This is a genomic window from Nocardia sp. NPDC050712, from assembly GCF_040654295.1.
In the GTDB taxonomy this organism is placed as follows: Bacteria; Actinomycetota; Actinomycetes; order Mycobacteriales; family Mycobacteriaceae; genus Nocardia.
The window spans coordinates 364,044-386,901 of record NZ_JBFAHT010000003.1 but is presented as its reverse complement, the minus strand read 5'-3'; the positions used below and the strand labels follow the sequence as shown (position 1 = coordinate 386,901).

The following is a 22,858-nucleotide window of genomic DNA, read 5'->3' as shown; positions in this document are numbered from 1 at the left end:
TCAGGTCACCGATCGTTGAAACGCAAAAATGCGTTTGCAATATTGCGATTCCAGCCCGGAGGCGCCCTCGGAGGGGGAACATATAGCGCATGGCTACCGGTGGACTGCCTGATGAGGGCATGTCCGATGCCACATCGCTGTTAGGAGGAGGGTTCATGGGATCGTTCGAATATTGGCCGCCGCACTCGCTGCCGTCGGGGTGGCACCGGTTCACCCTGTTCCACTGCCCGCTCGGGCAGTGGGACATCAGGTTCGAGGACGCGCGGTACGAGGCGATCAAAGGCGATCCACCGGAGGGCTGCACCGTCACCGAGCTGGGCCGATATTTCGCGCTGGAATGTGAGCGGCCCGGCCCGACGTTCCTCGACGCCGTCGCCACCACCTGCGCCCACATCCGCGACCGCTACGGCCTGCCCATGTACGACCTCGGCATCGAGAACGTCGACGAGTGGTCCTCGGACGGCCTGAACGGCTGGGGCGCAAAGGTTCTCGGCCAACTCGCCCTCATGTCGGTCGAGCGCACCAACCTGCTCGGCTACCACACCGAAGACCTGGTCCGATTCATCCGCACCGTCTCCCACCGAGTCGAGGATTAGCCGCTTCTCAACCCTCCAGCACGAAGGCAACGAGAAAGCCTGCGGCGGTGGCCATTCCGACCCACCAGCCGCCTTCGCGGTAGGCCTCGGGCATGAGGGAGTCGGCGAGGACGGCGATGGTGGCGCCGCCGGCGAAGGCTTGGACGGCGCTGATGTGGGTGGGGGAGAGGTTGTCGGAGAGGGTGTATCCGACGAGGGTGACGAGTACGAGCATCGAACCTGTTGCGGCCCAGAGCCAGAAGGCGCGGGCGGAGGAGAAGTTGTGTTTGTCGCGCATCAGGGTGGCGCCGCTGATGGCCTCGGGGATGTTGCCGACGGCTACCGCGACGAGCAGGACGAAACCGCCGCCGGAGGTGAGGGAGACGCCGAGTGCGGTGTTCTCGGGGACGCCGTCGAGGACCGTGCCCAGCAGCAAGGCCCAGCCGATGGCGGCGGCTCCGAGCTTGGCCTCGATGAAATGGTTGGCCACGACATAGATTCCGGCCCCGGCGAACAGCGCCGCGGCCGCGATCCACACGCCCGCCTGATGGAAAGCTGGTTCGAAGAGTTCCGAGGAGGCCGCCGCGATCATGGTGCCCGCGCCGAACGCCATCAACGACGCGAGCACCTGCTTCGGCAGCGTCCAGCGCAACCCGATCGCCGCGCCGATCACCAGCGGTACCGCGGTCCCGAGCCCGTAGAGCAGCGCTTTCAGCATGGGCTCACCCTAGGGGCCGCGGTGCACCGGAAGCCGCAGGGCCGGTCCCCGCTGCGGGGACCGGCCCTTGTCGGCGCGGGAATCAGGCGGAAACCGACTGCGGCGCGGCGGTTCTGGCCCGGACCATGCCCCACGCCAGGGCCAGCAGCCCGATCGCCAGCAGCACCGCGTGCCCGATCCGCACCGGTTGCGGCGCGAAGAACTGCGGGATGAACAGCGCGAAACCCACCGCCTGCCGGATCGCGCCGGTGCGGGGCAGCAGCTGCGAGCGCCACACGGCGACGGCCGCGAGCACGGCCGCGACGCCCAGCAGGCCGAGTCCGAGGGCGAACATGGTGGAGGCGGTCGGATCGGAGCGGAAGTTCTCGCCGAGCGGTACCAGGGACTGGTCCTGCACGGCCGCGGCGTGGGCGCCGATGGCACGGAGCCCGAATACCTCGGCACCGTAGTAGGGCAGTGTCAGGCCGACGCCGATCCACGCGAGCACGGTGGCGCGCAACGCGGTGCGTTCGGACCGGGTGGGCCGCAGCGCGAGGTAGAGGCCGAGCAGCCCGACGGTGTAGAGCACGAACATGCCGACTGCCGCGATGTGCCCCACGAGCCAGCCGGTGCCGGCCCAGGATTCGGCTCCGGCGAGCGTGCTCTGGTCCAGGCGCGGAGCGGCGGTTTCGTAGACGACGGACAGCACCGCCGCGACCGCGAGACCCGCGGCACCGAGCCGCGTCCGCTGGTAATCCCGTGCCGCTGTGCCGATTTCGTAGGTGTGCTGGTCGATCATCATCTCTCCTCTAAGAGCACTGCTCTCTGTTGCGAATGATGATCGCGCAGCGGAGCTCCTCCTGTCAAGAGCAGTGCTCTCGTTTGGGAAATCAGAACCCTTCGACCGCCAGCACCTTGAACGGGGCGACCGGCGTACCCGCGCCCATCGGACCGCCCTTGTCGAACTGCGACGCCGCGACCAGCGCTTTGCCGCCCACGAAGACCATGGTCGTCGGAATCGACAGCGCCGCGTCGGTGACGACCGCGTCGCGGGTGCCGGTGGCGTAGTCCTGCGACATCGTCCAGCGACTCAGGGTGTTGGTGCGGTTGTGCACAACTCGCAGGGTCGTGCCGGACAAGTCGAGCCCGTCGCCGTTCTGCAGGTCGCCGCCGTCGAGGGTCACCTTGTGGATGGCTGTGGATGAATCCGGCCCGGTGGCAATGCGATACAGCGCACCGGTGGGCATGTCGACGACCAGCAGATACTTCCCGCTCGGGTCGGCGGCGATACCGTTCAGGCTGAATTCGCCCGCCGCGCGCGGTGTGATGGTCTTGCTCAGGTCGAAAGCCGTTGTCAGTTCGGCGGTTCCGCCGCGGCCCACCTGCTCCGGAGTCACACGATAGACCAGTGCGCGCGCGGAATCGGTGAGATACGCGGACCCGTCGGGTGTGATCGCCAGGTCGTTGACGAACCGCGGATCGGCGCCGGGCACGGTGAAGGTGGCGAGCAGGGCCCGAGTCCCGGTGTCGTACACCGAAACTCCCTTGGTGGAGTCGGTGACCCAGAGCCGGCCGGCCTGGTCGACCTTCAGTCCGTTGGCGGTGTTTCGCCCGTCGGCGCCTTCGGGCAGGAAGACCTCGGCTCGCGCGGCGCCCGCGGCGGCGCGATAGACCGCGCCGGTGCTGTAGGAGCCGACGTAGGTCGCGCCGGTGCGCGCGTCGACGGCGATGCCTTCGGGGTAGGCGCGCTCGCCGGGCAGTTCGTAGGCGGTGCCGATGTGGGGTGCGGAGGTGGTGTCCGACTCGGCGCCACAGGCGGTCAGGAGCGCGGCGGCGGCGAAAACGGCGGTAGCGGCGACGGGGCGCAGCAGATTCATGATCGAGCCTCTATCGAACGAAGTCACATTTAATAACGTGTTCGAACATAAATTAGAGGTCTAATGATCGTCAAGAGTCGAATGAGAAGGTGGCCGGATACCATGCGTGCATGACGTCGATGCCCGCCGCCGAGCGCCTCGGTTCCTACCTCAAGCGCGCCGAGCAGGCGATGGCCGCGGCGAAGACGGCCGCGCTGAAGCCGGCGGGCGTCACGGTTTCGCAATACAGCGCGCTACTGCATCTCGACGAGAATCCGGGAATCTCGGCCGCTGCCTTGGCGCGGCTGTGTGGCGTCACCCCGCCCACGATGAACACGGTGCTGAGCAATCTGCAGGAGCGCGGCCTGATCGAGCGCACCCCGCACGCCTGGCACAAGAACGTGCTGGAGACCCGCCTCACCGACAAGGGCGCGGCGGTCATGAAGGACGCCGACTCCCGCGCCATCCACGTGGAGCGCACGGTGGCGGCGGAGTTCGGCGCGGCCGAACTGGCACAGCTGCAAAACCTGCTGACCCGGTGCGCGGACCGATTCGATTCGATCCGCCCGGACCGGCCCTAGATCGGGTCGGTCACCCGGAGTCTTTCCGCCAGTTCGTTGAAGATGTAGAAGTTCGGGATCGACGCCACGGCGACCAGCGAGATCCACCGCCCGTCGAACTTGATCCGCACCAGCCCGCTGCGCGCGTCGATCAGCTGGATCCGCTCCCACGGGTAGCTGTTGCCGCGGAAGATCAGCGCGTCCAGGTTCAGCGCGAGATCGCCGAACTGCATGGTCTCTTCGTTGTCGATGGCGGCGACCGCGTTCGGCAGCTGGGTGGCGGTGATCGCCGACTGGATCGTCTTGCCCCACTCCCGGCCGTTGCTGAACAGGGTGTCGTCGAAGGTGGCGTGCGCACCGGGCCCGCTCATCTCGAACGCGTACTCGGTCATCGAGGAGGACTGGAACGGAATCACCCGCTGCTTGACCTGCGCGGTATCCCAGCGGAATCCGGCGATGCGCTCACCGGACCGGTACACCGTCATGCCGAAGTCGAACAGATCCAGCCGCGAGGACCGGTGCTGCCGATTGCTGCGCGCACGCCAAGCCGCCGGGATGGCCGGGACCAGCGCGAACAGCACGGCGGCTGCCCCGCCCGCGGGTGCGCCGACGGCCACACAGATGACACCGAGCACCACGCAGCACCCGATGACGATGCCGCAACCGCGCACGAACGTATCGCTCGCGGGTGCGGGCAGATAGGTCTGGCGGTGGGTACCGAGCTTCTGGTACTCGGACATCAGGTGGATCAGTTGTGATAGCGGAACCGTGCGCGCGTCATCGGTCTCGCCCGTATCCTGCTCCAGGGTGTTCGGAGTGGCCATAGTCCCTCCACGAGGCGGTTTTCCGCGCGAAGCGTATGTCACGCGCGCCCGACCCGCCACCGCGACCCCACGCGACGCGCCGGAGTTGGCGGCGAAAGTCAGGGCGTCGGCGACCCGGCCGAATTCATATTTTTGTCCAGCCTGGTCGAAATCGTTGTTCAAAAACGGTGTGGCACATACCTTTCGCTTGACGGTCATGAGTTCCAGCACATAGCCCCGGCTTGCCGGGCGGCAACCCTGCCGCCATAAGCGTCTGTTCCCGTTACGCAGGAGGATTCATGTCGTTAGCCACCGAACCGAAGTATCAGTTTCTGTTCGCACTGCCGGCGACCCGGCGTGCTGTGCTCATCCCGGGGGCGGCGGCATGACGGGGGTGGCGTTCTTCGATGTGGACGAAACTCTCATCACGGTGAAGAGCACGTTCTCGTTCCTGCGCTTCTGGCTCGCCGAAAATGGCGACGACGGAGCGAAATACGCGGAGATCACCGGCGACATCAAACAGCGGGCGGCGGAGGGTGAAGCTCGCGAGGAGATCAACCGGCAGTACTACCGCGCCTACCGCGGCGTGACCCAGGCCGAGCTGTACCAAGCGGGGCAGCGCTGGTTCGCCGAATTCAGCGCCGGCGGTACGGCGTTCTACGTCGATGTGGTGGAAGCACTGCGTGCGCATCAGGATTCGGATGATCGCATCGTGCTGCTCTCGGGTTCGTTCGCGCCGGCGATCACGCCGGTGGCCGCGGTTCTGGGCGCGGACCGGATCATCGCCACCACGCCGGTCGTGGATCGGCGCGGCCTGCTCACCGGGGCGGTGGAACGCCCGCTGGTCGGGACGGCGAAGGGCGCCGCGGTCCTGGACTACCTGCGTGAATCCGGCATTTCGGTGCGGGACAGCTACGGCTACGGCAATCACGCCAGCGATCTGCCGTTCCTGGAACTGGTCACGCACCGCGCCTACCGTGGCGCCGATCCGGTGCTGTCGCGGGTCGCCGCGCAGGGCGGGGACTGGTTGCACCTGGGTGACCGGGTCGGCGATGCCACCGGTGTCGCGGCGGATCCGGCCGATCAGGCGGCGGCGGTATGGTGAAACGGCTACGGGTGGCCATGAAATCCCCTTCGCAGTAGGAATTCTCAGTTCCGCAGGCGGGCAATGATTTGCCGCACGATGCGACTGCTGGCCCCCTTTTCTACTCGAGCTGAGCCAAACGGATGGAGCCGTCCGGAGGCGGGGTTACGATCTGCTCAACGGTCACGAGTATCAGCAGTGATGAGCCCCGGCTCGCTGATCGGCAACCCTCGCACCAGCGGTGGGGTGCCCCGGGTGACGACCAGGCGACTATTCACGGCGAATAGCGCAAGCGCTGAAACGGAGAACTCCCACAATTCCCGGGCATTTCCATGCCCGCATCCCTGCACCGTGCATTCCTCGCGTCGTCGGGAATGTGCGGTGAGCTTCGCTATGTAAGGAATACACACCAATGAGAAGTTTCTTGTCCGGGTCGCGCCGTCGCGTTTTCGCGGGTGTCGTAATAGCCGCCGCCGCACTGGGTTCGGCGACGGCGTGCGGTGACGATCAGGGTGCCGGCACCAGCGGCCCGGTCTACTTCGGCGTCTCCGGCCCGAAGACCGGCCCCTCGGCCGAGTACGGCCGGCTCTGGCAGCAGGGCTTCGACCTGGCCCTGGAGGAGATCAACGCGGCGGGCGGGATCAACGGCCGCAAGGTCGAATTGAAGTGGGAGGACTCGCAGTCCGATCCCAAGCAGACCGTCCCGATCGCCACCAAGTTCGTCGACGACAAGTCGATCATCGCGGAACTGGGCGACTTCTCCTCGCCCGCCTCGATCGCGGCCTCGCCGATCTACAACCGCGGCAAGCTGGTGCAGTACGGCTTCACCAATTCCGCCGTGGACTTCACCAAGGCCGGCGACTACTCGTGGAGCCCGTCCATCACCCTGGACGTCTTCCAGGAGCGCAACGCGGAGTGGATCAGCAAGCGCGCCAAGAAGGTGTCGGTGGTCTACCTCGAAACCGACTGGGGCAAGCAGGCTTTCCAGTTCTTCGAGAAGTTCGCCAAGGAGAAGGGCATCGAGATCGCCTATTCCTCCCCGGTGCTGCCGGATTCCACCGATGTCAAGCCGATCCTGATCAAGGGCCGCGAGGCCAACCCGGAGGCGTTCGTGCACCTGGGCTACGGCCCGGACGGCGCGCTGGTGGTCAAGCAGCTGCGCGACGTGGGCTTCACCGGCCAGTTCTTCGGCGGCCAGAACACCCCGCAGTTCATCTCCCTGGCCGGTGCCGCCGCCGAGGGTGACATCGTCAACGGCGTCTTCACCCCGGCCGATCCGGATCCGAAGGTGCAGGCCTTCGTCAAGGCCTTCAAGGCCAAGTTCAACGTCGACCCGGGCGACTTCAACGTCTACGCCTACGACGCCCTGCACGTGCTGGTCAAGGCCGCCAAGGAAGGCGGCGCGACCCGCGAGGGTGTGCTGAAGGCGCTGAAGAGCGATACCCAGTTCACCGGAATCGGCCTGGGCACCTTCAGTTTCGATCAGAAGACCCGCCGCCCGCTCAACGTGAAGCCGATCGAGCTGATCCTGCGCGAGGGCAAGTTCGTCCCGACCGGTAATCGCTGATGTTCGACACCCTTATCGCGGGGCTGGTGCACGGTAACGCGTACGCCCTGCTCGCGGTGGGCATCACCCTGATCTTCGGCGTCACGAACGTGATCAACTTCGCGCACGGCGCGGTGTTCGCGTTCGGGTCGATCCTGGGCTGGTGGCTCATCGCGCAGCAGGGGGTGCCGCTGTGGCTGACCATCATCCTGGTGGTCGGGGTGACCGCCCTGGTCGGCATCGCGATCGACGTGCTCGCCGTCCACCCGCTGCGGAAGGCGCCCGCGATCGCGGCGTTGCTCGCGACGGTGGCGGCGGGCCTGATCATCGAGAACCTGGTGCAGATCGTCTTCGGCCCGGAGACCCGGCCGTTCCCGCAGGTGCTGCCCACCAACAATTTTCAGCTGGGTGGCGTCCGCTTCGGCACCTCGGACGTGGTGATGTTCGCGATCACCCTCGCGGTGATGGCCGGGCTGGCGGGCTTCCTGCGGTTCAGCCGCTACGGCCTGGCGATCCGCGCGACCGCCCAGGATCCGGACGCCGCCGAGCAGATGGGGATCGGGGTGGCCCGGATCCAGGTGCTGGCCTTCGCGATCGCCTCGGGTCTCGGCGGTCTGGCCGGAATCTTTGTCGGCCTGTACAACTCGAACATCTCGCCGACGAGTGGCAGCCTGGTCGGGCTCACCGGTTTCGTGGCCGCGACCATCGGCGGGCTCGGGTCCATCCCGGGCGCGGTGATCGGCGGGTTCGCGCTCGGTGTGGTCGAGGCCTTCGGGATCTACGTCTTCGGCGACGGCTACCGCGATCTCATCACCTTCGGCGTGCTGGTCGGGTTCCTGATCCTGCGGCCCGGCGGGCTGCTGGCCAAGGTGCCCGCGATCACCGCCGAACCGCTCACCGGCACCTTCCTCGGCGCCGGTCGGCAGCTGCGGATCCGCTGGTGGCACGCGGTATCGGCGTTCGCGGTGGCGGGCATCGCGGTGCCGCTGGTTGCCAACAACTACGCCCTGGTGGTCGGCACCCAGATACTCGCCTACGCGATCATCGCGGTGTCGATGACGCTGGTGGCGGGTTCGGCGGGGCAGCTGGTGATCGGGCAGGCCGGTCCGATCGCGATCGGCGCGTACACCTCGGCGATCCTGACGTTGAACCACGGCTGGCCGTTCCTGGCGGCGGTACTGGCCGCGGGCGTGGTGGCGGCGGTGGTGTCCTCGGTGCTCGCCGCGCCGCTGTGGAACCTGAACGGGCACTACGTGGCGATCGCCACGCTCGGCATCGGCATCGTGACGGTGGCGGTGATCCGCAACTGGGAATCGCTGACCCGGGGCAGCTACGGCATCTTCGGTATCCCCGTGCCGACCCTGTTCGGGCATGAATTCACCGACGCCGCCGAAGTTTTCCTGCTGGATCTGGTGTTCCTGGCCATCGCGCTCGCGGTGATCGTCGGTATCCAGCGTTCCCGGCTGGGTACCGCGCTGCGCGCCATCGGCGCCGACGAGGTCGCGGCGCGCTCCTCGGGGGTGCCGGTGCGCGACTACAAGGCACTGGCTTTCGCGATCAGCGCGGTGTTCTCCGGTATCGCCGGTGCGCTGCTGGCGCACCAGTACAGCTACATCGACCCGACGGTGTTCAACCTGCCGATGTCGCTCCTGATCGTCACCATCCTGGTGCTCGGCGGTACCGGCTCGCCCTATGGCGCGGTGCTGGGCGCGGTGGTGCTGATCGGCGTGCCGGAGGCGCTGCGGCTGGCGCCCGAGGCGCGCATCCTGCTGTACGGCGTGACGCTGCTGCTGATCATCCGGTTCCGGCCGCAAGGAATTCTGGTGAGGAGGGAACGTGTCGTCGACAAGCCCAGCGTCGTCCGTGTCTGAGCCCGCGGTGCTCGCGGTGACCGGTCTGCGCAAATCCTTCGGCGGCGTGCATGCCGTGGCGGGTCTGGATCTGATCGTCGCGCCGGGCGAATTCGTGTCCATCATCGGGCCGAACGGCTCCGGCAAGACCACCACCGTGAATCTGATCTCCGGGCTGCTGCGGCCCGACGGCGGGCAGGTGCTGGTGCACGGCGCACCGCTGCGGCCGGGCAGCCCGGAGCTGGCCGCCGCGGCGGGTATCGCCCGGACCTTCCAGAACGGCCGGGTCTTCGGCAATCTGACGGTCCGGGAGAACGCGGAGGTCGGCCTGCACACCACGCTGCGGGCCGCCCGCCCGCTGCGCCGGCTCGCTCGTGTTCCGGTGCTGCGCTGGGTGCCGCTGCTGGCCGAACTCGTGCTGGCGCTGGCGCCCACTCCGGCGGTGCGGGCCGAGCGCCGCCGGACCGTCGAACTGGTCGACGAGCAACTGGCGCGGTTCCCGGAGCGGCTGGTGCCGCGCGCGGAGCACAACGCCTACACGCTGTCCTACGCCAACCGGCGGCGCACCGAGATCGCCCGGGCGCTGGCGCTACAGCCGAAACTGCTGCTGCTCGACGAGCCCGCGGCGGGCATGAACCAGACCGAAACCGCCGAGGTCGGCAGGCAATTGGCCGAGCTGAAGGCGCAGGGGCAGACCATCGTGCTGGTCGAGCACAAGCTGGAACTGGTGAACACCCTCTCCGATCGGGTGATCGTGCTGGACGAGGGCCGGATCATCGCCGAGGGCACGCCGGAGCAGGTGCAGAACGACGAGCGGGTGATCGAGGCGTACCTGGGCCGGCGGCGGGTCCGGGCCCGGACCGCGGCTCCGGAACGTGAGGTAACGACCAGTGTCTGAAAAATACACTCCCATCCTGGAATTCGACGAGGTCACGGTGCACTACGGCCCGTCGCGCGCGTTGGACCGGGTCTCGCTGCGGGTGCATCCGGGGGAGATCGTGTCCCTGCTCGGCGGCAACGCCTCGGGCAAGTCGACCACCATGAAGACCGCGCTCGGGCTGCTGCGGCCGAGTTCGGGGTCCGTCCGGATCGACGGCGTCGATGTCTCCAATAGACCGCCCGCCGCGCGCATTTCGGCCGGGCTGGCCTCGGTGCCCGAAGCGCGCCGGGTGTTCCCGGAGATGACGGTGGCGGAGAACCTCTACGTCGGCGGCTTCATCCGCAAGGAGCGCCGCTCGGTCCTGGCCGAACGGGCGGCCGAACTCTACGAGCACTTTCCACGCCTGTACGAACGCCGCGCGCAGCAGGCCGGGACGCTGTCCGGCGGGGAACAGCAGATGCTCGCCTTCGCGCGGGCGCTGATGAGCAAGCCCCGCCTGATCTGCATGGACGAGCCGACGATGGGGCTCTCGCCGCTGTTCGTCGACCGGGTGCTGGACGAAATCGCTCGGCTCAACGAGGAATTGGGGCTCGCGATCCTGATCGTGGAGCAGCAGGCCGAGCTGGCGCTGTCCATCGCGCACAGCGGAAATGTGCTGCGCGGCGGGGAGATCGTGCTGCGCGGCACGGCCGCGGAACTACTCGACAATCCGGCGGTGCGCGACGCGTACCTGGGAAAGGTGACCGCATGACCGGCAAACGGCTCGGCCTGTTCACCCGGCTGGTGCGCTCGCACGAGCGGCAGCCGGCGGCGCAGGTCTACCGCGACGCGCTCGAGCAGATCGAGCACGCCGAGCGGCTCGGCTACGACACGGCGTGGGTGGCACAGCATCACGTCGATCCGGCGGAGGGCGGACTGCCGTCCCCGTTCGTGTTTCTCGCGCACGCCGCCGCCCGCGCCACCCGGATCCGGCTGGGCACCGCGATCGTCACGCTCGGCCTGGAGGACCCGATCCGGGTGGCCGAGGACGCCGCGGTCCTGGACACCCTGTCCGGGGGCCGCCTCGAATTGGGTTTCGGCAGCGGCGGTTCCAAGAGCTCGTTCGAACTGTTCGACGTGCCGGGTGAACAGCGGCAGGCCGTCTACGCCCGCAACCTGGCCCGCATCACCGCGGCGCTCGGTGGTTCGGAACTTGTTCCCGGCCGGCGCCTGCATCCGGCCGCCGGTGCGCTGGCGCGACGTACCTGGCAGGCAACATTTTCCGTGGCGGGCGCCGAGCGCGCGGGGCAGTCCGGTGCGGGATTGCTGTTGTCGCGCACCCAACCTCGGGATCCCGCCGCGCCGGAAGCCACGCTCGCCGAGATCCAGCGGCCGCTGATCGATGCCTACCTCGATGCCCTGCCGCGCGACGTGGAGCCGCGAATCGGAGCCTCCCGCAGCGTCTTCGTGGCCGACGACCGGGACGCCGCGGCCCGGCTGGCCGAGCACGGCGCACTGCGGTTCCTGGAGCATCTGCGGAGCGCGGGCGTGACCGAGCTCGCGAGCACGGTGCCGGAGGTGCTGCGCGACTCCTACGTCGGCACCCCTGACGACGTGGCCGAGTCGCTGGCCGCGGACACCGCGGCCGGAGCCGCCGAACACCTCATCGTCCAGATCCATCCGATCGATCCGGACCAGCGGGCCGCCCTGCGGTCCATCGAACTGATCGCCACCAAGGTCGCGCCGCACCTCGGGTGGCATCCCAGCGAAAGGTAGTGACCCCGTTGACAGACGTCATCGATGCCGCGCTCGGCGGCGAACTCGCCGAGACCGTGCGCGCCGTCCGGCAGAGCCGGCCCGCGGTCGTGGCGCACACCCAGGGTGTGCACGACGCGCTCTTCCAGGGCCCTGGCGGCCTCGCCTTCGGCCCGGAACGGCTGGCCGCGGTCGCGGCCCACATCGCGGACCTGGCGGGCGCGAAAGCCCTTGCGGCGCACTATGCCGCTACGGCCGCGCCGGGCGACGCCGCGGACCCGAAACTCGCCGCCGCGCTGACCCACGTCACCCGGCTGACCCTCGCGCCCGCGACGAGCGCCCGGGCGCACATCGCCGAACTGCACGCGGCGGGACTGACCGAGCTGGAGATCGTCACGGTCGCCCAGCTCGCCGGTTTCGTGAACTATCAGATCCGGCTGCTGGCCGGCCTGACCCTGATCGGAGCCACCCATGAGTGAAGTGCGCGACGTCGAAGCCGACCGGCGGCCAACGGGATTCACCCAGCAGCACCTGGACTGGGTGCCGTGGGTCGAGCCGATCGAGTTGGCCGAGGCCGACGCCGAACAACTGCCGCTGCTGGCGGGGCAGCGCGGCGCGAGCCCGTACTTCCGCCTGCTGGCCCGCAACGCGGCCGTCCTGGCGCACCGCAGCGCCAACGATCAGGACATCTTCTACAGCCGGGACGGATTGACCAGGGCCGAAAGGGAATTGGCGGCCACTGTCACCTCGCGCCACAACGGCTGCGAGTACTGCGCCTCGGTGCACTCCCGCTTCACCTCGCAACTGTCCAAGCGCGAGCCGGACGTGCAGCGGCTGCTGGACGAGGGCACGGGCGTGCGGATCGACGAACGCTGGGACGCCATCATCGATTTCACCGCCGCGCTGGCGGCGCAGCCGCCGCGCGCCGAAGCCGCGCACCTGGACCGGTTGCGGGCGCTCGGTTTCAGCGACACCGAACTGCACGATCTGGTGCTCTCGACCGCCTCGTTCTCCTGGGCCAACCGGCTCATGCTCAGCCTCGGCGAGCCGGAGGTTCCGGCCGGGGCATGAGCCCGGCAAACTTCGCGTATCGGGGGAACCGGTCCGTCCAAAAAAAGTTCTACGATTTCCCTCCAAAATTGCCCAAGAGCCGTCGGCCGCTCGGTATCGTCCGATTCGGCAAACAGCCAGTGACAGCGGAGTGGCGGCCGTAAGATCGGAGTCGTTGTATGGCAGGTGTTTTCCCGCCAACTTCCGGCTAACGCGCGGTCAGCCGGAGGTTGAAACGAAGGCCCCGATCCATGACGAGGGGATCGGGGCCTTCGGTATTGTCTGCCCCAATGTCACAGGATGCGAATACGGGACGAATGTATGCCGGGCAACCCGTAGAGGACCGGCAACGTCAGCGGCGTGCGCGTTTTCTGGAGTCGGGCCTCACGGTCTTCGCACGCGACGGCTACGCCAATAGTTCGGTGGGCGCTATCTGTAAAGACGCCGGGCTCTCCTCGCGCCAGTTCTACGAGGAGTTCACCGGCCGCGAATCCCTCCTACTCGAGCTCTACGAGCAGATCGATCGGGAGTCCCGCGAGGCGGTCACCGCCGCGCTGGACAAGAAGGCCGAGTCGAGCGCGCTGGAGATCATCGACGCGGCCGTCCGGGCCTACGTCGAGGCCATCGGCGCCGATCCGCGCAAGGCGCGCGTGGCGCTGGTCGAGGTGGTCGGCGCCGGCCCCAAGGTGGAGAAGTTCCGGTTGGAGCTGCGCCGCGTCTGGGGTTCGCTGCTCGCCAGCGCCGCCGAGGACGCCGCCATGCACGGCGAGATCCCGACGGGCGACTACGAAATGCGCGTGCTGGCCATCATCGGCGCGGTCAACTACGTGGTCGATTCGTGGAGCGGAGCCGACCCGCGGCCGCCGCTCGACGATGTGATCCGGGTGCTCAGCCGGGTGATCATGGGCGCCGTCGGGGCCTAATGTCGGCGCCGGGCCGGCGCTACCGGGCGGTAACGTGGCCCGGTATGGAGACGGTTCCCATTCAGGTTCCGGACGGCAGCACGATCCCCGTGCGGCTGTTCCCCGCCACCGGTGCGCACAAGCATCCGGTGACACCGGACGCACCGCGGCCGGTGGTGGTGCTCGTACCCGGATTGGGTGTTCCCGGTGGGTATTACGAGTACTTCGCGGAGCGGCTGGCCGATCGCGGCTTCGATGTCGCGATCGGCGAGATTCGCGGCAACGGTGACAGCCGGCCCAAACCCAGCGCGTCGAGCACCTACGGCTACCACGAACTCGTCTCGGTGGATTTTCCCGCCATGCTCGAGGTGGTGCGGAACCGATTCCCCTCCAGCACGCCGTACCTGCTCGGGCACAGCATGGGCGGCCAGTTCGCCGTCCTGTACGCCTCGCGCATCCGCGGGCGGCTGGGCGGGCTCATCCTGGTCGCCTCCGGGACGCCGTACCACCGCGCCTATCCGGGCGCCTTCGGGCCGGGCATGCTCGTCGGCACGGCCGCGGCCACGCTGACCGCCAATCTGACCGGGTTCTGGCCCGGTGACCGAATCACGGTGGGCGGCTTCGGCCGTCAGTCCAAGGTGCTGATCGCGGACTGGGCCCGGCTGGCCCGCACCGGGCGGTTCCGGCCCGTCGCCGCCGATATCGACTACGAGGAGCGGATCGGGCGGCTGCGGCTGCCGGTCTTGTCCATCACCATGGGCGGCGACGACCTGACCCCGCCCGGCTCCGCCGAGCATCTGCTGTCGAAGATGCCGAAAGCCGAGGTGACCGAATGGCATCAGCCGGAGAAACTGGGGCACAACGGCTGGATCACCGATCCCGCAAGCACTCTCGATCGGCTCGAGAAGTGGCTGCGGGACCGGTAGTCCGGTGGTCTAGCGAGTCTTGTTGTCCTCGAACAACATCTGGATGAAGAACTCGTAGATCAGCGCGGCCTGGAAGGCCGACTGCTTGTTGTCGGCCGCGCCGCCGTGGCCGCCCTCGATGTTCTCGTGGTACCAGAAGGTGTGGCCCTGCTCGGCCAGCAGCGCCGCCATCTTGCGGGCATGGCCCGGATGCACGCGGTCGTCGCGGGTGGAGGTGGTGAGCAGGATCGGCGGGTACTGCGCGTCGGCTCGCACGTTCTGGTACGGCGAGTACTTGCTGATGTACTCCCACTCCTCGGGCTTGTCCGGGTCGCCGTACTCGGCGACCCAGGACGCGCCCGCCAGCAGCAGGTGGTAGCGCCGCATGTCCAGCAGCGGCACCTGGCACACGATGGCGCCGAACAGCTCCGGGTACCGCGTCAGCATCACGCCCATGAGCAGGCCGCCGTTGCTGCCGCCCACCGCGCCGAGCTGCTCGGGGGTGGTGATGCCGCGCGCGACGAGATCCCGGGCGATCGCGGCGAAGTCCTCGAAGGCCTTGTGCCGGTTGGCCTTCTGGACCTGGGTGTGCCACTCGGGGCCGTACTCGCCGCCGCCGCGGATGTTGGTCATCACCCAGGTGCCGCCGCGCTCCAGCCAGCCCATGCCGGACACGCCGCTGTAGGCGGGCGTCCGCGAGACCTCGAAGCCGCCGTACCCGGACATCACCGTGGGGCCGGGACGGCCCTTGCGGTCGCGATGCCGCAGCACGAAGTAGGGGACCATGGTGCCGTCGTCGGAGCGGGCGAAGAACTGCTCGGTCTCGATGCCCGTGGCGTCGAAGTAGCCGGCTTCCTGCTTCAGCTGCGTGGTCTCGCCGCCGACCGAGCTGGCCAGCAGCGTCGTCGGGGTGGTGAAACCGCTTGTCATCAGCATGAACTCGTCGCCGCCCTCGAGCGGATCCAGGTTCGTGACCCCGGTGGTCGACATCGGCGGGGCATCGGCGAGCGGGCGGCGGGCCCAGGTGTCGACGGCGCGGTCGCCGGGCCCCGGCGGGGTCAGGACGTAGAGCTTGGTCTGCACGTCCTCGAGGGTGACCAGGATCAGATGGTTCTCGGTCCAGCCGTAGCCGTGCAGGGCGGTGTGCGCGTCCGGGGTGAACAGCACCTCGAATTCCCGTGCGCCGGCGAGGAACTTCTCGAAATCGATGGCCAGCAGCGCGCCCGCCGGGTACGTGACGCCGCCCACCTCCCAGGCCGACTTCAGCCGGATGGTCAGCCAGTCCTTGTACCAGGACTCGCTGGCGTCGGTGGGCACGTCCAGCGGGCGCAGCGTGCCGTCCTTGTCGAGCAGGAAGACGTCCTCGTTGAAGAAGTCCGTCGCCCGCGCGACGTAGTGCCGCTCGAATCCGGGGGTGCGGTCGTAGCCGGCGCCCACCGAGACGTCACCGGGTTCGCCTTCGAAAACTGTTTCGGCGGCGGACAATTCGGTGCCGCGGTGCCAGCGCTTGGCGATCCGCGGGTAACCGGACTCGGTGAGCGAGCCCGGGCCGAAGTCGGTGCCGACATAGACCGAGTCGAGGTCGATCCAGCTGACCCGCGACTTCGCCTCGGGCAGGTAGAACCCGCCGTCCGCCGGGTCGATGAATTGCCGTGTCTCGATATCGAATTCGCGGACCACCTTGGCGTCCGCGCCACCGCGGGACAGGCTGATCAGCGCGCGCCGCTGCTCCGGGCGCAGCACGCCCGCGCCGGCCCACACCCAGTTCTCGTCCTCGGCGGTGGCCAGCGCGTCCACGTCGATGAGCACGTCCCACGCCGGGGACTCCTTGGCGTACTCCTCGAAGGTGGTGCGCCGCCACAGGCCGCGCGGGTGCTCGGCGTCGCGCCAGAAGTTGTACAGCCACCGGCCCCGGCGGCCCGGATAGGCCACCTTGGTGTCGTCGTCGAGCATGTCCAGGATGCGGCGCTCGAGCTCGCTGAACCGGTCGGAGGCGGCGAACCGCCCCACGACCACGTCGTTATGGGCACGGGCCCAGTCCAGCGCCCGCTCGTCGGTCACCTCTTCTAGCCAGAGGTAAGGATCGCTCATAGGAGACATTGTCACCTGGATGTCGTGTCATGGCCGACTGGGTCACCAATAGTGTGCGACATCCAGCACCACGCGCGAGCCGCCGCCGGGCCCGTCCAGGGTGAATACCCGGAACGGGAGCCGGGCGCGCACACCGAGGCCGACCGTGGTCTGCCCCTCGAACGAACCCGCCCACGCGACCTGGCGGAAGGTGCCGTAACCGGTCACGTCGGTCAGCTCGGCGCGGTTGGCCGGGTTGTAGGTGGTGTTGCCCGCGCTGTCGTAGGCCGGGGCATAGACGGCCACGCTCAGGAAGGCGCCGCCGCGCAGCGGAACCGGGGCGCCGGAACCGTCCATGGTCACCCGGTCGACGTAGCGGGCGTGGTAGCCGGAAACCGGCCCCGCCAGGTCGAACACCAGGCGGTCGAAGCAGTCGTTGCGGCCGGATCGGATATTCGTCACCGGGGCGGCGGAGCCGTACTGGTTCGACTTGTCCAGTGACCCCCAGACCAGACCGCAATAGGAGGGCGTCGAACCGGCCGGGGCCGCCGTGGTGACCACCAGGGTCAGCATCGTGGCGAGCGCGGACAGCGCGACGAAAATGGAGAATATGCGACGCATGCCGCACCAGCCTTCATCAGAATTCGCAGGGTAATCAGGTACCCGATAGATCGGGCGAATCGGACAGCCCGTTAGGCACGGAACGGTAGCGGGTTCGTCTCGAATCGGGCCAGGAACCCCAGGCCGGGGCATATTCGTTGGAACGGTAGTCCGCGATGAACAGGAGTCCGAGTGCCGCCCTTCGTGTGGGAACAACATTGCTGCCTGCCGCTGCTGCCGTCGGCGCGCGTCACCGAACTGGCGCGGTACCCGGTCGGGTCCTACCTGTCGGTGAACGTCGGGTACGCGCCGCAGTCGACCGCGGACGCGGTGGCGATGGCCGAGCTGTTCCGCAAGGACGCCCTGGACGACGGCCGGTTCCGGCTGGTGCAGCGGCACGGCGATATCGCGGCCTGCGCCGGTGAAGCCATCGCGCTGGCCTTCGATCTGGAGGATTCCGGGCCGCTGGGCGGCAACCTCGGCAATGTCGAGATGTTCTACGAGCTGGGCGTTCGCTCGATGGCCACCACCTACAACCACGCCAACGCGGCGGGCTGCGGCTGCCTGGACACCGAGGACACCGGCCTGACGCGCTACGGGCGGGACGTGGTGCGCACCCTCAACGAGGTCGGCATGTTCGTCGACGGCTCGCACTGCTCGCGGCGCAGCGGCCTGGAGATGGCCGAGCTGACCGCGGCGCCGATGATCTACAGCCACTCGAATTTCGCCGCCCTGTGGGCACATCCGCGCAATATCACCGATGAGCAGGCGCTCGCGTGTGCCGGGACCGGTGGTGTCATCGGCCTCAACGGGGTCGGAATCTTCCTGGGGCACAATGCCGAATCCGAACGTGCCGAGCGGGTTTCGGCGATGGCACGGCATATCGAGTACGGCGCCGAACTGGTGGGCATCGAGCACATCGGGATCGGGTCCGATTATTCGTTCGACCACGCCGACTTCAATGCCGAGATCCTGGCGAATCCACAGAATTTCTCCGCCGACTATACGAAATACGGCCCGCTGCAATGGATTCCGCCGGAGGACCTGCTCGGAAACGCGGAAGTCCCCGGCCTGGACGAGGTGCTCGCCGACCGGGGTTTCTCCGAGTCCGACCGCGCCGCCGTGTTCGGCGGCAACTTCTCCCGCCTGGCCGGAGCGGTCTGGCGGGACTGAGCCGGTCAGCCCAGGCGGACCAGCATCTTGCCGGTGTTCGCGCCGGACAGCACGCCCAGGAACGCCGCGGGCGCCTGCTCCAGGCCCTCGTAGACGGTCTCCCTGGTGCGTACGGTGCCGTCGGCCAGCCAGCCCGCGGCCTTGCCGATGTACTCGCCGAAGATCGGGAAGTAGCTGTTCACCAGCATCCCGCGCAGGGTCGCCTCCTTGGTCGCGGCCCGGTACAGGTCCGGCCCGGCCGTGCCGGCATCCCCGTTGTAGCCGCTGATCGCGCCGACCAGGGCGACCCGGCCGTGCTGGCGCAGGGCGTCGACCGCGACGCGCAGGTGTTCGCCGCCGACGCTGTCGAGATAGACGTCGATGCCCGCCGGCGCGGCCGCGGCCAGCTGTCCGGCGAGATCGCCGGCGCGGTAGTCGATGGCGGCGTCATAGCCGAATTCCTCCAGCAGCAGTGCGGTTTTCACCGGTCCGCCCGCGGACCCGATGACCCGCCCGGCGCCGAGCGCCTTCGCGATCTGTCCGGCCACGCTGCCGACCGCGCCGGCCGCCGCGGAGATGAACACGGTGTCGCCGGGCCGGACCGGCGCGACATCGGTGAGCGCCGCGTACGCGGTGAGCCCGGTGGTGCCGAGCGCGCCCAGGTAGTGCTGCGGCGCGGCGAGTTCCGGATCGACCGGGGTGGCCGTGGCCGCGTCCAGCACCGCGTACTCGCGCCAGCCGGCGAAGTGCGACACCGTCGCGCCGACCGGGATCTCGGCCGCGCGGGAGGCGATCACCTCGCCCACCGCCGAACCCTCCAGCGCCGCGTCCAGCTGGAACGGCGGGATGTAGGACGGGCGGTCGTCCATCCGGCCGCGCATGTACGGGTCGACCGACATCCAGGTGTTGCGGACCAGGATCTGGCCGTCGGCGAGTTCGGGCAGGTCGCGCCGCACCAGCGCGAAGTTCGCGGCGGTCGGCGCGCCGGTGGGGCGCGCGGCCAGCTGGATTTCCTGGGAGGTGGTCGGGAGGGTGGTGGTCGCGGTCTGGATGGCGTTGGTCTGCATCGCACTGCCTCTTCTTCGTGATCCGTTCGGACCGTTCGATCCGACACGAATGACGTTATGAGGCAGCGGGACCCATTCCGAGGTCCGCGGATGACGCGCACCGGTCCGAACGCGCCACGCTCACGCCGAGGCGGCGCGCAGCTCCGACGGGGAGGTCCCCGACCAGCGCCGGATGGCCTTGCGCAGCGCCCGGTCGTCGGTGAAACCGAGGCGGTCCGCGATCGCGGCCGTCGTCAAATGCCCCGCGCCGAGCAGGGATTTCGCCTGTTCGTAGCGCACGGAGTCGTATTCGTGCCGCCAGGTGGTGTCGTGGTCGGCGAGGTGACGTTGCAGGCTGCGCGGGCTCATGGCCAGCCGGCGCGCGACCGTGGCCAGCGTGGGATCACCGGCGGAGATCGCCGCGGCCAAGGCGATCCGGAAGGCCTCCAGCGGGCTGGGCAGCGGGCGCGCGGAGGCAAGCACCAGGTCCGCGTGACTGCGCAGCAGGTCGGCCAGCATCGGGTCGGCGCGGGGGAGCGGGGCGGTGGCGTCGGCCGCGGTGAAGGTGATGGCGTCGGCCGGTGCGTCGAATTCGATCGCGGTGGTGCCGAACGCGTCGACGAGAGCGCTGTGGTCCGGCGGCGCGCTGTGCCCGAAGGTGACCCGGGCCGGGCGCACCGCGCGCCCGGTGGCCTCGCGGGCCCGGCGCAGGTAGTAGGCGAGCACGTACTCGTTGACCGCGGCCACCACGGCCGGATCGCCCGCGCTGGTCCGGTAGCCGATGGTCAGTTCGCCGTCGTGGTGCAGGTCGAAGCCCTCGGCGGCGGCGGTCACCAGCCGGTGATAGGGCTGGGCCGCGCGCAGCGAGTCGGCCAGCGTCGGGCCGTTGGTGATCAGATAATCCCAGGTCGTCAAGGTTCCGAGCGGTGCGGCCGCGGCTACCGCGGCACCGGCGCCGGGGCCCGGGCGGGCGGTGGCCAGGGCCTCCCACAGCTGGATCAGCGAGTGCAGCGGGACCCGGTTCAGCTCGCCGGCCAGGGTCGCGTCGTCGGTGCCGTGGATGGCGGCCAGCCGCTCCGGCGCCGCCCCGGCCGCGTGCGCGGCATCGCGGACCAGCCGGATCAGATGGGTGGAGGCGGTGCTGCCGGTCGGGTCCAGCGCTAGCCGTTTGCCGCCGGCCGGTCCCTCGAGTGCCACCCGTCCACAGTATCGATCGCGCGTGCCCGTCGCAGGTCCGGCGTTTGTTCATACTGTTCGGCGGCGCGGGCGGCCAGGTCGGCGCGGGTTGGTGCGATTATTTGCAGGGGGACGGGTAGGCCAACCTTCCGCGACGGAGTTAGGCTCGGGGGCGTGACTTCCCACTACGATGTCGTCGTTCTCGGCGCTGGTCCCGGCGGATATGTCGCCGCGATTCGCGCCGCTCAACTCGGCCTGCGAACAGCGATTGTCGAGCAGAAATACTGGGGTGGCGTGTGCCTGAACGTGGGCTGCATCCCGTCCAAGGCACTGCTGCGCAACGCCGAGCTGGCCCATATCTTCACCAAGGAGGCCAAGACCTTCGGCATCAGCGGGGAGGCGAAGTTCGACTTCGGCGCCGCGTTCGACCGCAGCCGTAAGGTCGCGGACGGTCGCGTCAAGGGCGTGCACTTCCTGATGAAGAAGAACAAGATCGACGAGTTCGACGGCAAGGGCACCTTCGTCGACGCCAACACCCTGGCGGTCGAGCTGTCCAAGGGCGGCACCGAGACGATCACGTTCGACAACGCCATCATCGCGGCCGGCACGATCACCAAGCTGCTGCCGGGCACCCAGCTCAGCGACAATGTCGTCACCTACGAGGAGCAGATCCTGACCCGGGACCTGCCCGGTTCGATCCTCATCGTCGGCGCGGGCGCGATCGGCATGGAGTTCGGCTACGTCCTGAAGAACTACGGCGTCGACGTGCGCATCGTGGAGTTCCTGGACCGCGCGCTGCCGAACGAGGACGCCGATGTCTCCAAGGAGATCACCAAGGCGTACAAGAAGCTCGGCATCACCATCTCCACCGGTGCGGCCGTGCAGTCGATCGACGACGACGGCGCCAAGGTCACCGTCCAGATCAAGGACAACAAGTCCGGCAACGTCGAGACGGTCACCGTCGACAAGGTGCTGCAGGCCGTCGGCTTCGCGCCCCGGGTCGAGGGCTACGGCCTGGAGAAGACCGGCGTCGAGCTGACCGACCGCGGCGCCATCGCCATCGACGACTACATGCGCACCAACGTGCCGAACATCTACGCCATCGGCGACGTCACCGCGAAGCTGCAGCTCGCCCACGTCGCGGAGGCGCAGGGTGTGGTGGCCGCCGAGACCATCGCGGGCGCCGACACCGTCACCCTCGGTGACTACCGCATGATGCCGCGCGCCACCTTCTGCCAGCCGCAGGTCGCCAGCTTCGGTCTCACCGAGCAGCAGGCCCGCGACGAGGGCTACGACGTGAAGGTCGCCACCTTCCCGTTCACCGCCAACGGCAAGGCGCACGGCCTGGGCGATCCGACCGGCTTCGTGAAGCTGATCGCGGACAACAAGTACGGCGAGCTCCTCGGCGGCCACCTGATCGGCCCCGACGTCTCCGAGCTGCTGCCCGAGCTGACCCTGGCCCAGAAGTGGGATCTCACGATCAACGAGCTGACCCGCAACGTCCACACCCACCCGACGTTGAGCGAAGCCCTCCAGGAAGCGTTCCACGGCCTGGCCGGCCACATGATCAACTTCTGATCGGCTCGGCGAACGACCCGGCGCGGCAGTCTGCCCGCCGGGTCGTTCGCCGTTGTGGCCGCGAAAATCTCTGCGCCGCTCTGGTATACACGGGTTGATGCGTCGCAAGTTGCTCGTGGGTAGCGCTCTGACCCTGGTCGTTCTGGTGCTGCTCGCGGTCGGCGGCTACTACCTGATGAACTCGCGGACCTTCCAGTTGACCGGACGCCTGGTGCATCGGGTGGACACCGAGGCGAAGGTGGTGGCGCTGACGCTGGACGACGGGCCCACCGCGCGCACCCCCGAGGTGCTGAGAGTCCTCGCGGAGGCGGGTATCCAAGCGACCTTCTACCTGAACGGCCGGGATCTGGCGCAGCAGCCGGAGGCCGGTCGGGCGATCGTCCGGGCCGGGCACGAGATCGGCAATCACACCTATTCGCACCGGCGGATGGTGCTGGTGGCGCCGGACACGGTGCGTGCGGAGGTCGAGCGCACTGATGACGAGATCGCGAAAACCGGTTACCAGGGCCCGATTACGTTCCGCCCGCCGTACGGCAAGAAGCTGTGGGGCCTGCCGAAGTATCTGGCCGACCACGACCGCGCCACGGTGATGTGGGATGTCGAGCCCGACTCGGGCAAGGTCGCTACCACCGACGCGATCGTCGCCGAAACGCTGGCGGAGGTGCGGCCCGGGTCCATCGTGCTGCTGCACGTCATGAACGGCGGCAACTCACTCGCCGCGATCCCGCGCATCGTCGCCGAATTACGCGCTCGGGGCTACGAATTCGTCACCGTCTCGAAGCTGATCGGCTGAG

The 22,858-nt window shown here is 68.5% G+C and carries 23 protein-coding genes and 1 riboswitch; of the genes, 15 read left to right on the top strand and 8 right to left on the bottom strand.

All coding sequences use genetic code 11. The annotated features are described in order from the left end of the window. Positions 1-155 precede the first annotated feature (155 nt). Entirely contained in the window at positions 156-596 is a 441-nt protein-coding gene (locus AB0H76_RS22265) for a hypothetical protein (RefSeq protein ID WP_357327060.1), read from the top strand. Between the two features lie 7 nt (positions 597-603). Here the strand turns inward: AB0H76_RS22265 and AB0H76_RS22260 are convergent, their stop codons facing one another. The 3 genes from AB0H76_RS22260 to AB0H76_RS22250 form a co-directional block, all read right to left on the bottom strand. Continuing rightward, complete coding sequence (locus tag AB0H76_RS22260; protein ID WP_357327058.1) at positions 604-1,293, bottom strand: ZIP family metal transporter; 690 nt, start codon at positions 1,291-1,293, stop codon at positions 604-606. 82 nt (positions 1,294-1,375) lie between these two features. After that, positions 1,376-2,071, bottom strand: coding sequence for a hypothetical protein (locus AB0H76_RS22255; RefSeq protein WP_357327056.1), 696 nt, complete (start codon positions 2,069-2,071; stop codon positions 1,376-1,378). Between the two features lie 91 nt (positions 2,072-2,162). Then, complete coding sequence (locus tag AB0H76_RS22250) at positions 2,163-3,149, bottom strand: superoxide dismutase (RefSeq protein ID WP_357327054.1); 987 nt, start codon at positions 3,147-3,149, stop codon at positions 2,163-2,165. Positions 3,150-3,259: 110 nt separating this feature from the next. On the opposite strand from AB0H76_RS22250, the gene AB0H76_RS22245 reads away from it, so the two are divergent. Next, positions 3,260-3,709: a MarR family transcriptional regulator gene (locus AB0H76_RS22245; RefSeq protein ID WP_357327052.1), complete on the top strand. Its 450-nt coding sequence runs from the start codon at positions 3,260-3,262 to the stop codon at positions 3,707-3,709. On the opposite strand, the gene AB0H76_RS22240 is transcribed toward AB0H76_RS22245, so the two are convergent. After that, entirely contained in the window at positions 3,706-4,512 is an 807-nt protein-coding gene (locus tag AB0H76_RS22240; RefSeq protein WP_357327050.1) for a DUF6585 family protein, read from the bottom strand. The two genes, AB0H76_RS22245 and AB0H76_RS22240, sit on opposite strands and share 4 nt — an antisense overlap. A gap of 364 nt (positions 4,513-4,876) precedes the next feature. Between AB0H76_RS22240 and AB0H76_RS22235 the strand changes: the two genes are divergently transcribed. From AB0H76_RS22235 to AB0H76_RS22190, 10 genes are all read left to right on the top strand, one after another. Further along, positions 4,877-5,596: an HAD-IB family hydrolase gene (locus AB0H76_RS22235; protein ID WP_357327048.1), complete on the top strand. Its 720-nt coding sequence runs from the start codon at positions 4,877-4,879 to the stop codon at positions 5,594-5,596. 160 nt (positions 5,597-5,756) lie between these two features. After that, positions 5,757-5,876, top strand: a riboswitch (SAM riboswitch). A gap of 111 nt (positions 5,877-5,987) precedes the next feature. Further along, entirely contained in the window at positions 5,988-7,142 is a 1,155-nt protein-coding gene (locus AB0H76_RS22230; RefSeq protein ID WP_357327046.1) for an ABC transporter substrate-binding protein, read from the top strand. Next, complete coding sequence (locus AB0H76_RS22225) at positions 7,142-8,992, top strand: ABC transporter permease (protein WP_357327044.1); 1,851 nt, start codon at positions 7,142-7,144, stop codon at positions 8,990-8,992. The genes AB0H76_RS22230 and AB0H76_RS22225 overlap by 1 nt, the downstream gene beginning before the upstream one ends. Then, positions 8,985-9,869, top strand: a complete 885-nt coding sequence (locus AB0H76_RS22220) for an ATP-binding cassette domain-containing protein (RefSeq protein ID WP_357327042.1) — start codon at positions 8,985-8,987, stop codon at positions 9,867-9,869. The genes AB0H76_RS22225 and AB0H76_RS22220 overlap by 8 nt, the downstream gene beginning before the upstream one ends. Then, positions 9,862-10,602: an ABC transporter ATP-binding protein gene (locus AB0H76_RS22215; protein WP_357327040.1), complete on the top strand. Its 741-nt coding sequence runs from the start codon at positions 9,862-9,864 to the stop codon at positions 10,600-10,602. Before AB0H76_RS22220 ends, AB0H76_RS22215 begins: the two co-directional genes overlap by 8 nt. After that, complete coding sequence (locus AB0H76_RS22210) at positions 10,599-11,606, top strand: putative FMN-dependent luciferase-like monooxygenase (protein WP_357327038.1); 1,008 nt, start codon at positions 10,599-10,601, stop codon at positions 11,604-11,606. The genes AB0H76_RS22215 and AB0H76_RS22210 overlap by 4 nt, the downstream gene beginning before the upstream one ends. Next, positions 11,606-12,064: a hypothetical protein gene (locus tag AB0H76_RS22205; protein WP_357327036.1), complete on the top strand. Its 459-nt coding sequence runs from the start codon at positions 11,606-11,608 to the stop codon at positions 12,062-12,064. The genes AB0H76_RS22210 and AB0H76_RS22205 overlap by 1 nt, the downstream gene beginning before the upstream one ends. After that, positions 12,057-12,656: an alkylhydroperoxidase domain protein gene (locus AB0H76_RS22200; RefSeq protein WP_357327034.1), complete on the top strand. Its 600-nt coding sequence runs from the start codon at positions 12,057-12,059 to the stop codon at positions 12,654-12,656. The genes AB0H76_RS22205 and AB0H76_RS22200 overlap by 8 nt, the downstream gene beginning before the upstream one ends. 269 nt (positions 12,657-12,925) lie before the next feature. Then, positions 12,926-13,558, top strand: coding sequence for a TetR/AcrR family transcriptional regulator (locus AB0H76_RS22195; protein ID WP_357327032.1), 633 nt, complete (start codon positions 12,926-12,928; stop codon positions 13,556-13,558). Positions 13,559-13,602: 44 nt separating this feature from the next. Continuing rightward, positions 13,603-14,463, top strand: a complete 861-nt coding sequence (locus tag AB0H76_RS22190; protein ID WP_357327030.1) for an alpha/beta fold hydrolase — start codon at positions 13,603-13,605, stop codon at positions 14,461-14,463. A gap of 9 nt (positions 14,464-14,472) precedes the next feature. On the opposite strand, the gene AB0H76_RS22185 is transcribed toward AB0H76_RS22190, so the two are convergent. Together AB0H76_RS22185 and AB0H76_RS22180 are read right to left on the bottom strand one after the other, a co-directional pair. Further along, positions 14,473-16,533 carry a prolyl oligopeptidase family serine peptidase gene (locus tag AB0H76_RS22185; protein ID WP_357327028.1) on the bottom strand — a complete coding sequence of 687 codons (2,061 nt, stop codon included), beginning with the start codon at positions 16,531-16,533 and terminating at the stop codon, positions 14,473-14,475. 42 nt (positions 16,534-16,575) lie between these two features. Then, positions 16,576-17,133 carry a hypothetical protein gene (locus tag AB0H76_RS22180; RefSeq protein WP_357327026.1) on the bottom strand — a complete coding sequence of 186 codons (558 nt, stop codon included), beginning with the start codon at positions 17,131-17,133 and terminating at the stop codon, positions 16,576-16,578. 171 nt (positions 17,134-17,304) lie between these two features. Between AB0H76_RS22180 and AB0H76_RS22175 the strand changes: the two genes are divergently transcribed. Further along, positions 17,305-18,285: a membrane dipeptidase gene (locus tag AB0H76_RS22175; RefSeq protein ID WP_357327024.1), complete on the top strand. Its 981-nt coding sequence runs from the start codon at positions 17,305-17,307 to the stop codon at positions 18,283-18,285. Positions 18,286-18,290: 5 nt separating this feature from the next. On the opposite strand, the gene AB0H76_RS22170 is transcribed toward AB0H76_RS22175, so the two are convergent. Together AB0H76_RS22170 and AB0H76_RS22165 are read right to left on the bottom strand one after the other, a co-directional pair. Then, positions 18,291-19,331, bottom strand: a complete 1,041-nt coding sequence (locus tag AB0H76_RS22170) for an NADP-dependent oxidoreductase (protein WP_357327022.1) — start codon at positions 19,329-19,331, stop codon at positions 18,291-18,293. A 120-nt stretch (positions 19,332-19,451) separates the two neighbouring features. Next, on the bottom strand, positions 19,452-20,507 hold the full coding sequence (locus AB0H76_RS22165) for an AraC family transcriptional regulator ligand-binding domain-containing protein (protein ID WP_357327019.1): 1,056 nt from the start codon (positions 20,505-20,507) through the stop codon (positions 19,452-19,454). A 153-nt stretch (positions 20,508-20,660) separates the two neighbouring features. On the opposite strand from AB0H76_RS22165, the gene lpdA reads away from it, so the two are divergent. After that, on the top strand, positions 20,661-22,064 hold the full coding sequence (lpdA, locus tag AB0H76_RS22160; RefSeq protein ID WP_357327015.1) for a dihydrolipoyl dehydrogenase: 1,404 nt from the start codon (positions 20,661-20,663) through the stop codon (positions 22,062-22,064). 97 nt (positions 22,065-22,161) lie between these two features. Further along, entirely contained in the window at positions 22,162-22,857 is a 696-nt protein-coding gene (locus AB0H76_RS22155) for a polysaccharide deacetylase family protein (RefSeq protein ID WP_357327012.1), read from the top strand. Position 22,858 lies beyond the last annotated feature (1 nt).

Excerpts from the sequence above, each read along its gene's own strand:
- AB0H76_RS22260 (WP_357327058.1), bottom strand. The coding sequence starts at position 1,293 with ATGCTGAAAGCGCTGCTCTACGGGCTCGGGACCGCGGTACCGCTGGTG.
- AB0H76_RS22155 (WP_357327012.1), top strand. The coding sequence starts at position 22,162 with ATGCGTCGCAAGTTGCTCGTGGGTAGCGCTCTGACCCTGGTCGTTCTG.
- AB0H76_RS22200 (WP_357327034.1), top strand. The coding sequence starts at position 12,057 with ATGAGTGAAGTGCGCGACGTCGAAGCCGACCGGCGGCCAACGGGATTC.
- AB0H76_RS22240 (WP_357327050.1), bottom strand. The coding sequence starts at position 4,512 with ATGGCCACTCCGAACACCCTGGAGCAGGATACGGGCGAGACCGATGAC.
- AB0H76_RS22265 (WP_357327060.1), top strand. The coding sequence starts at position 156 with ATGGGATCGTTCGAATATTGGCCGCCGCACTCGCTGCCGTCGGGGTGG.
- AB0H76_RS22225 (WP_357327044.1), top strand. The coding sequence starts at position 7,142 with ATGTTCGACACCCTTATCGCGGGGCTGGTGCACGGTAACGCGTACGCC.
- AB0H76_RS22190 (WP_357327030.1), top strand. The coding sequence starts at position 13,603 with ATGGAGACGGTTCCCATTCAGGTTCCGGACGGCAGCACGATCCCCGTG.
- AB0H76_RS22235 (WP_357327048.1), top strand. The coding sequence starts at position 4,877 with ATGACGGGGGTGGCGTTCTTCGATGTGGACGAAACTCTCATCACGGTG.
- AB0H76_RS22255 (WP_357327056.1), bottom strand. The coding sequence starts at position 2,071 with ATGATCGACCAGCACACCTACGAAATCGGCACAGCGGCACGGGATTAC.
- AB0H76_RS22250 (WP_357327054.1), bottom strand. The coding sequence starts at position 3,149 with ATGAATCTGCTGCGCCCCGTCGCCGCTACCGCCGTTTTCGCCGCCGCC.
- AB0H76_RS22210 (WP_357327038.1), top strand. The coding sequence starts at position 10,599 with ATGACCGGCAAACGGCTCGGCCTGTTCACCCGGCTGGTGCGCTCGCAC.
- AB0H76_RS22230 (WP_357327046.1), top strand. The coding sequence starts at position 5,988 with ATGAGAAGTTTCTTGTCCGGGTCGCGCCGTCGCGTTTTCGCGGGTGTC.
- AB0H76_RS22245 (WP_357327052.1), top strand. The coding sequence starts at position 3,260 with ATGACGTCGATGCCCGCCGCCGAGCGCCTCGGTTCCTACCTCAAGCGC.
- AB0H76_RS22195 (WP_357327032.1), top strand. The coding sequence starts at position 12,926 with ATGTCACAGGATGCGAATACGGGACGAATGTATGCCGGGCAACCCGTA.
- AB0H76_RS22170 (WP_357327022.1), bottom strand. The coding sequence starts at position 19,331 with ATGCAGACCAACGCCATCCAGACCGCGACCACCACCCTCCCGACCACC.
- AB0H76_RS22180 (WP_357327026.1), bottom strand. The coding sequence starts at position 17,133 with ATGCGTCGCATATTCTCCATTTTCGTCGCGCTGTCCGCGCTCGCCACG.
- AB0H76_RS22185 (WP_357327028.1), bottom strand. The coding sequence starts at position 16,533 with ATGAGCGATCCTTACCTCTGGCTAGAAGAGGTGACCGACGAGCGGGCG.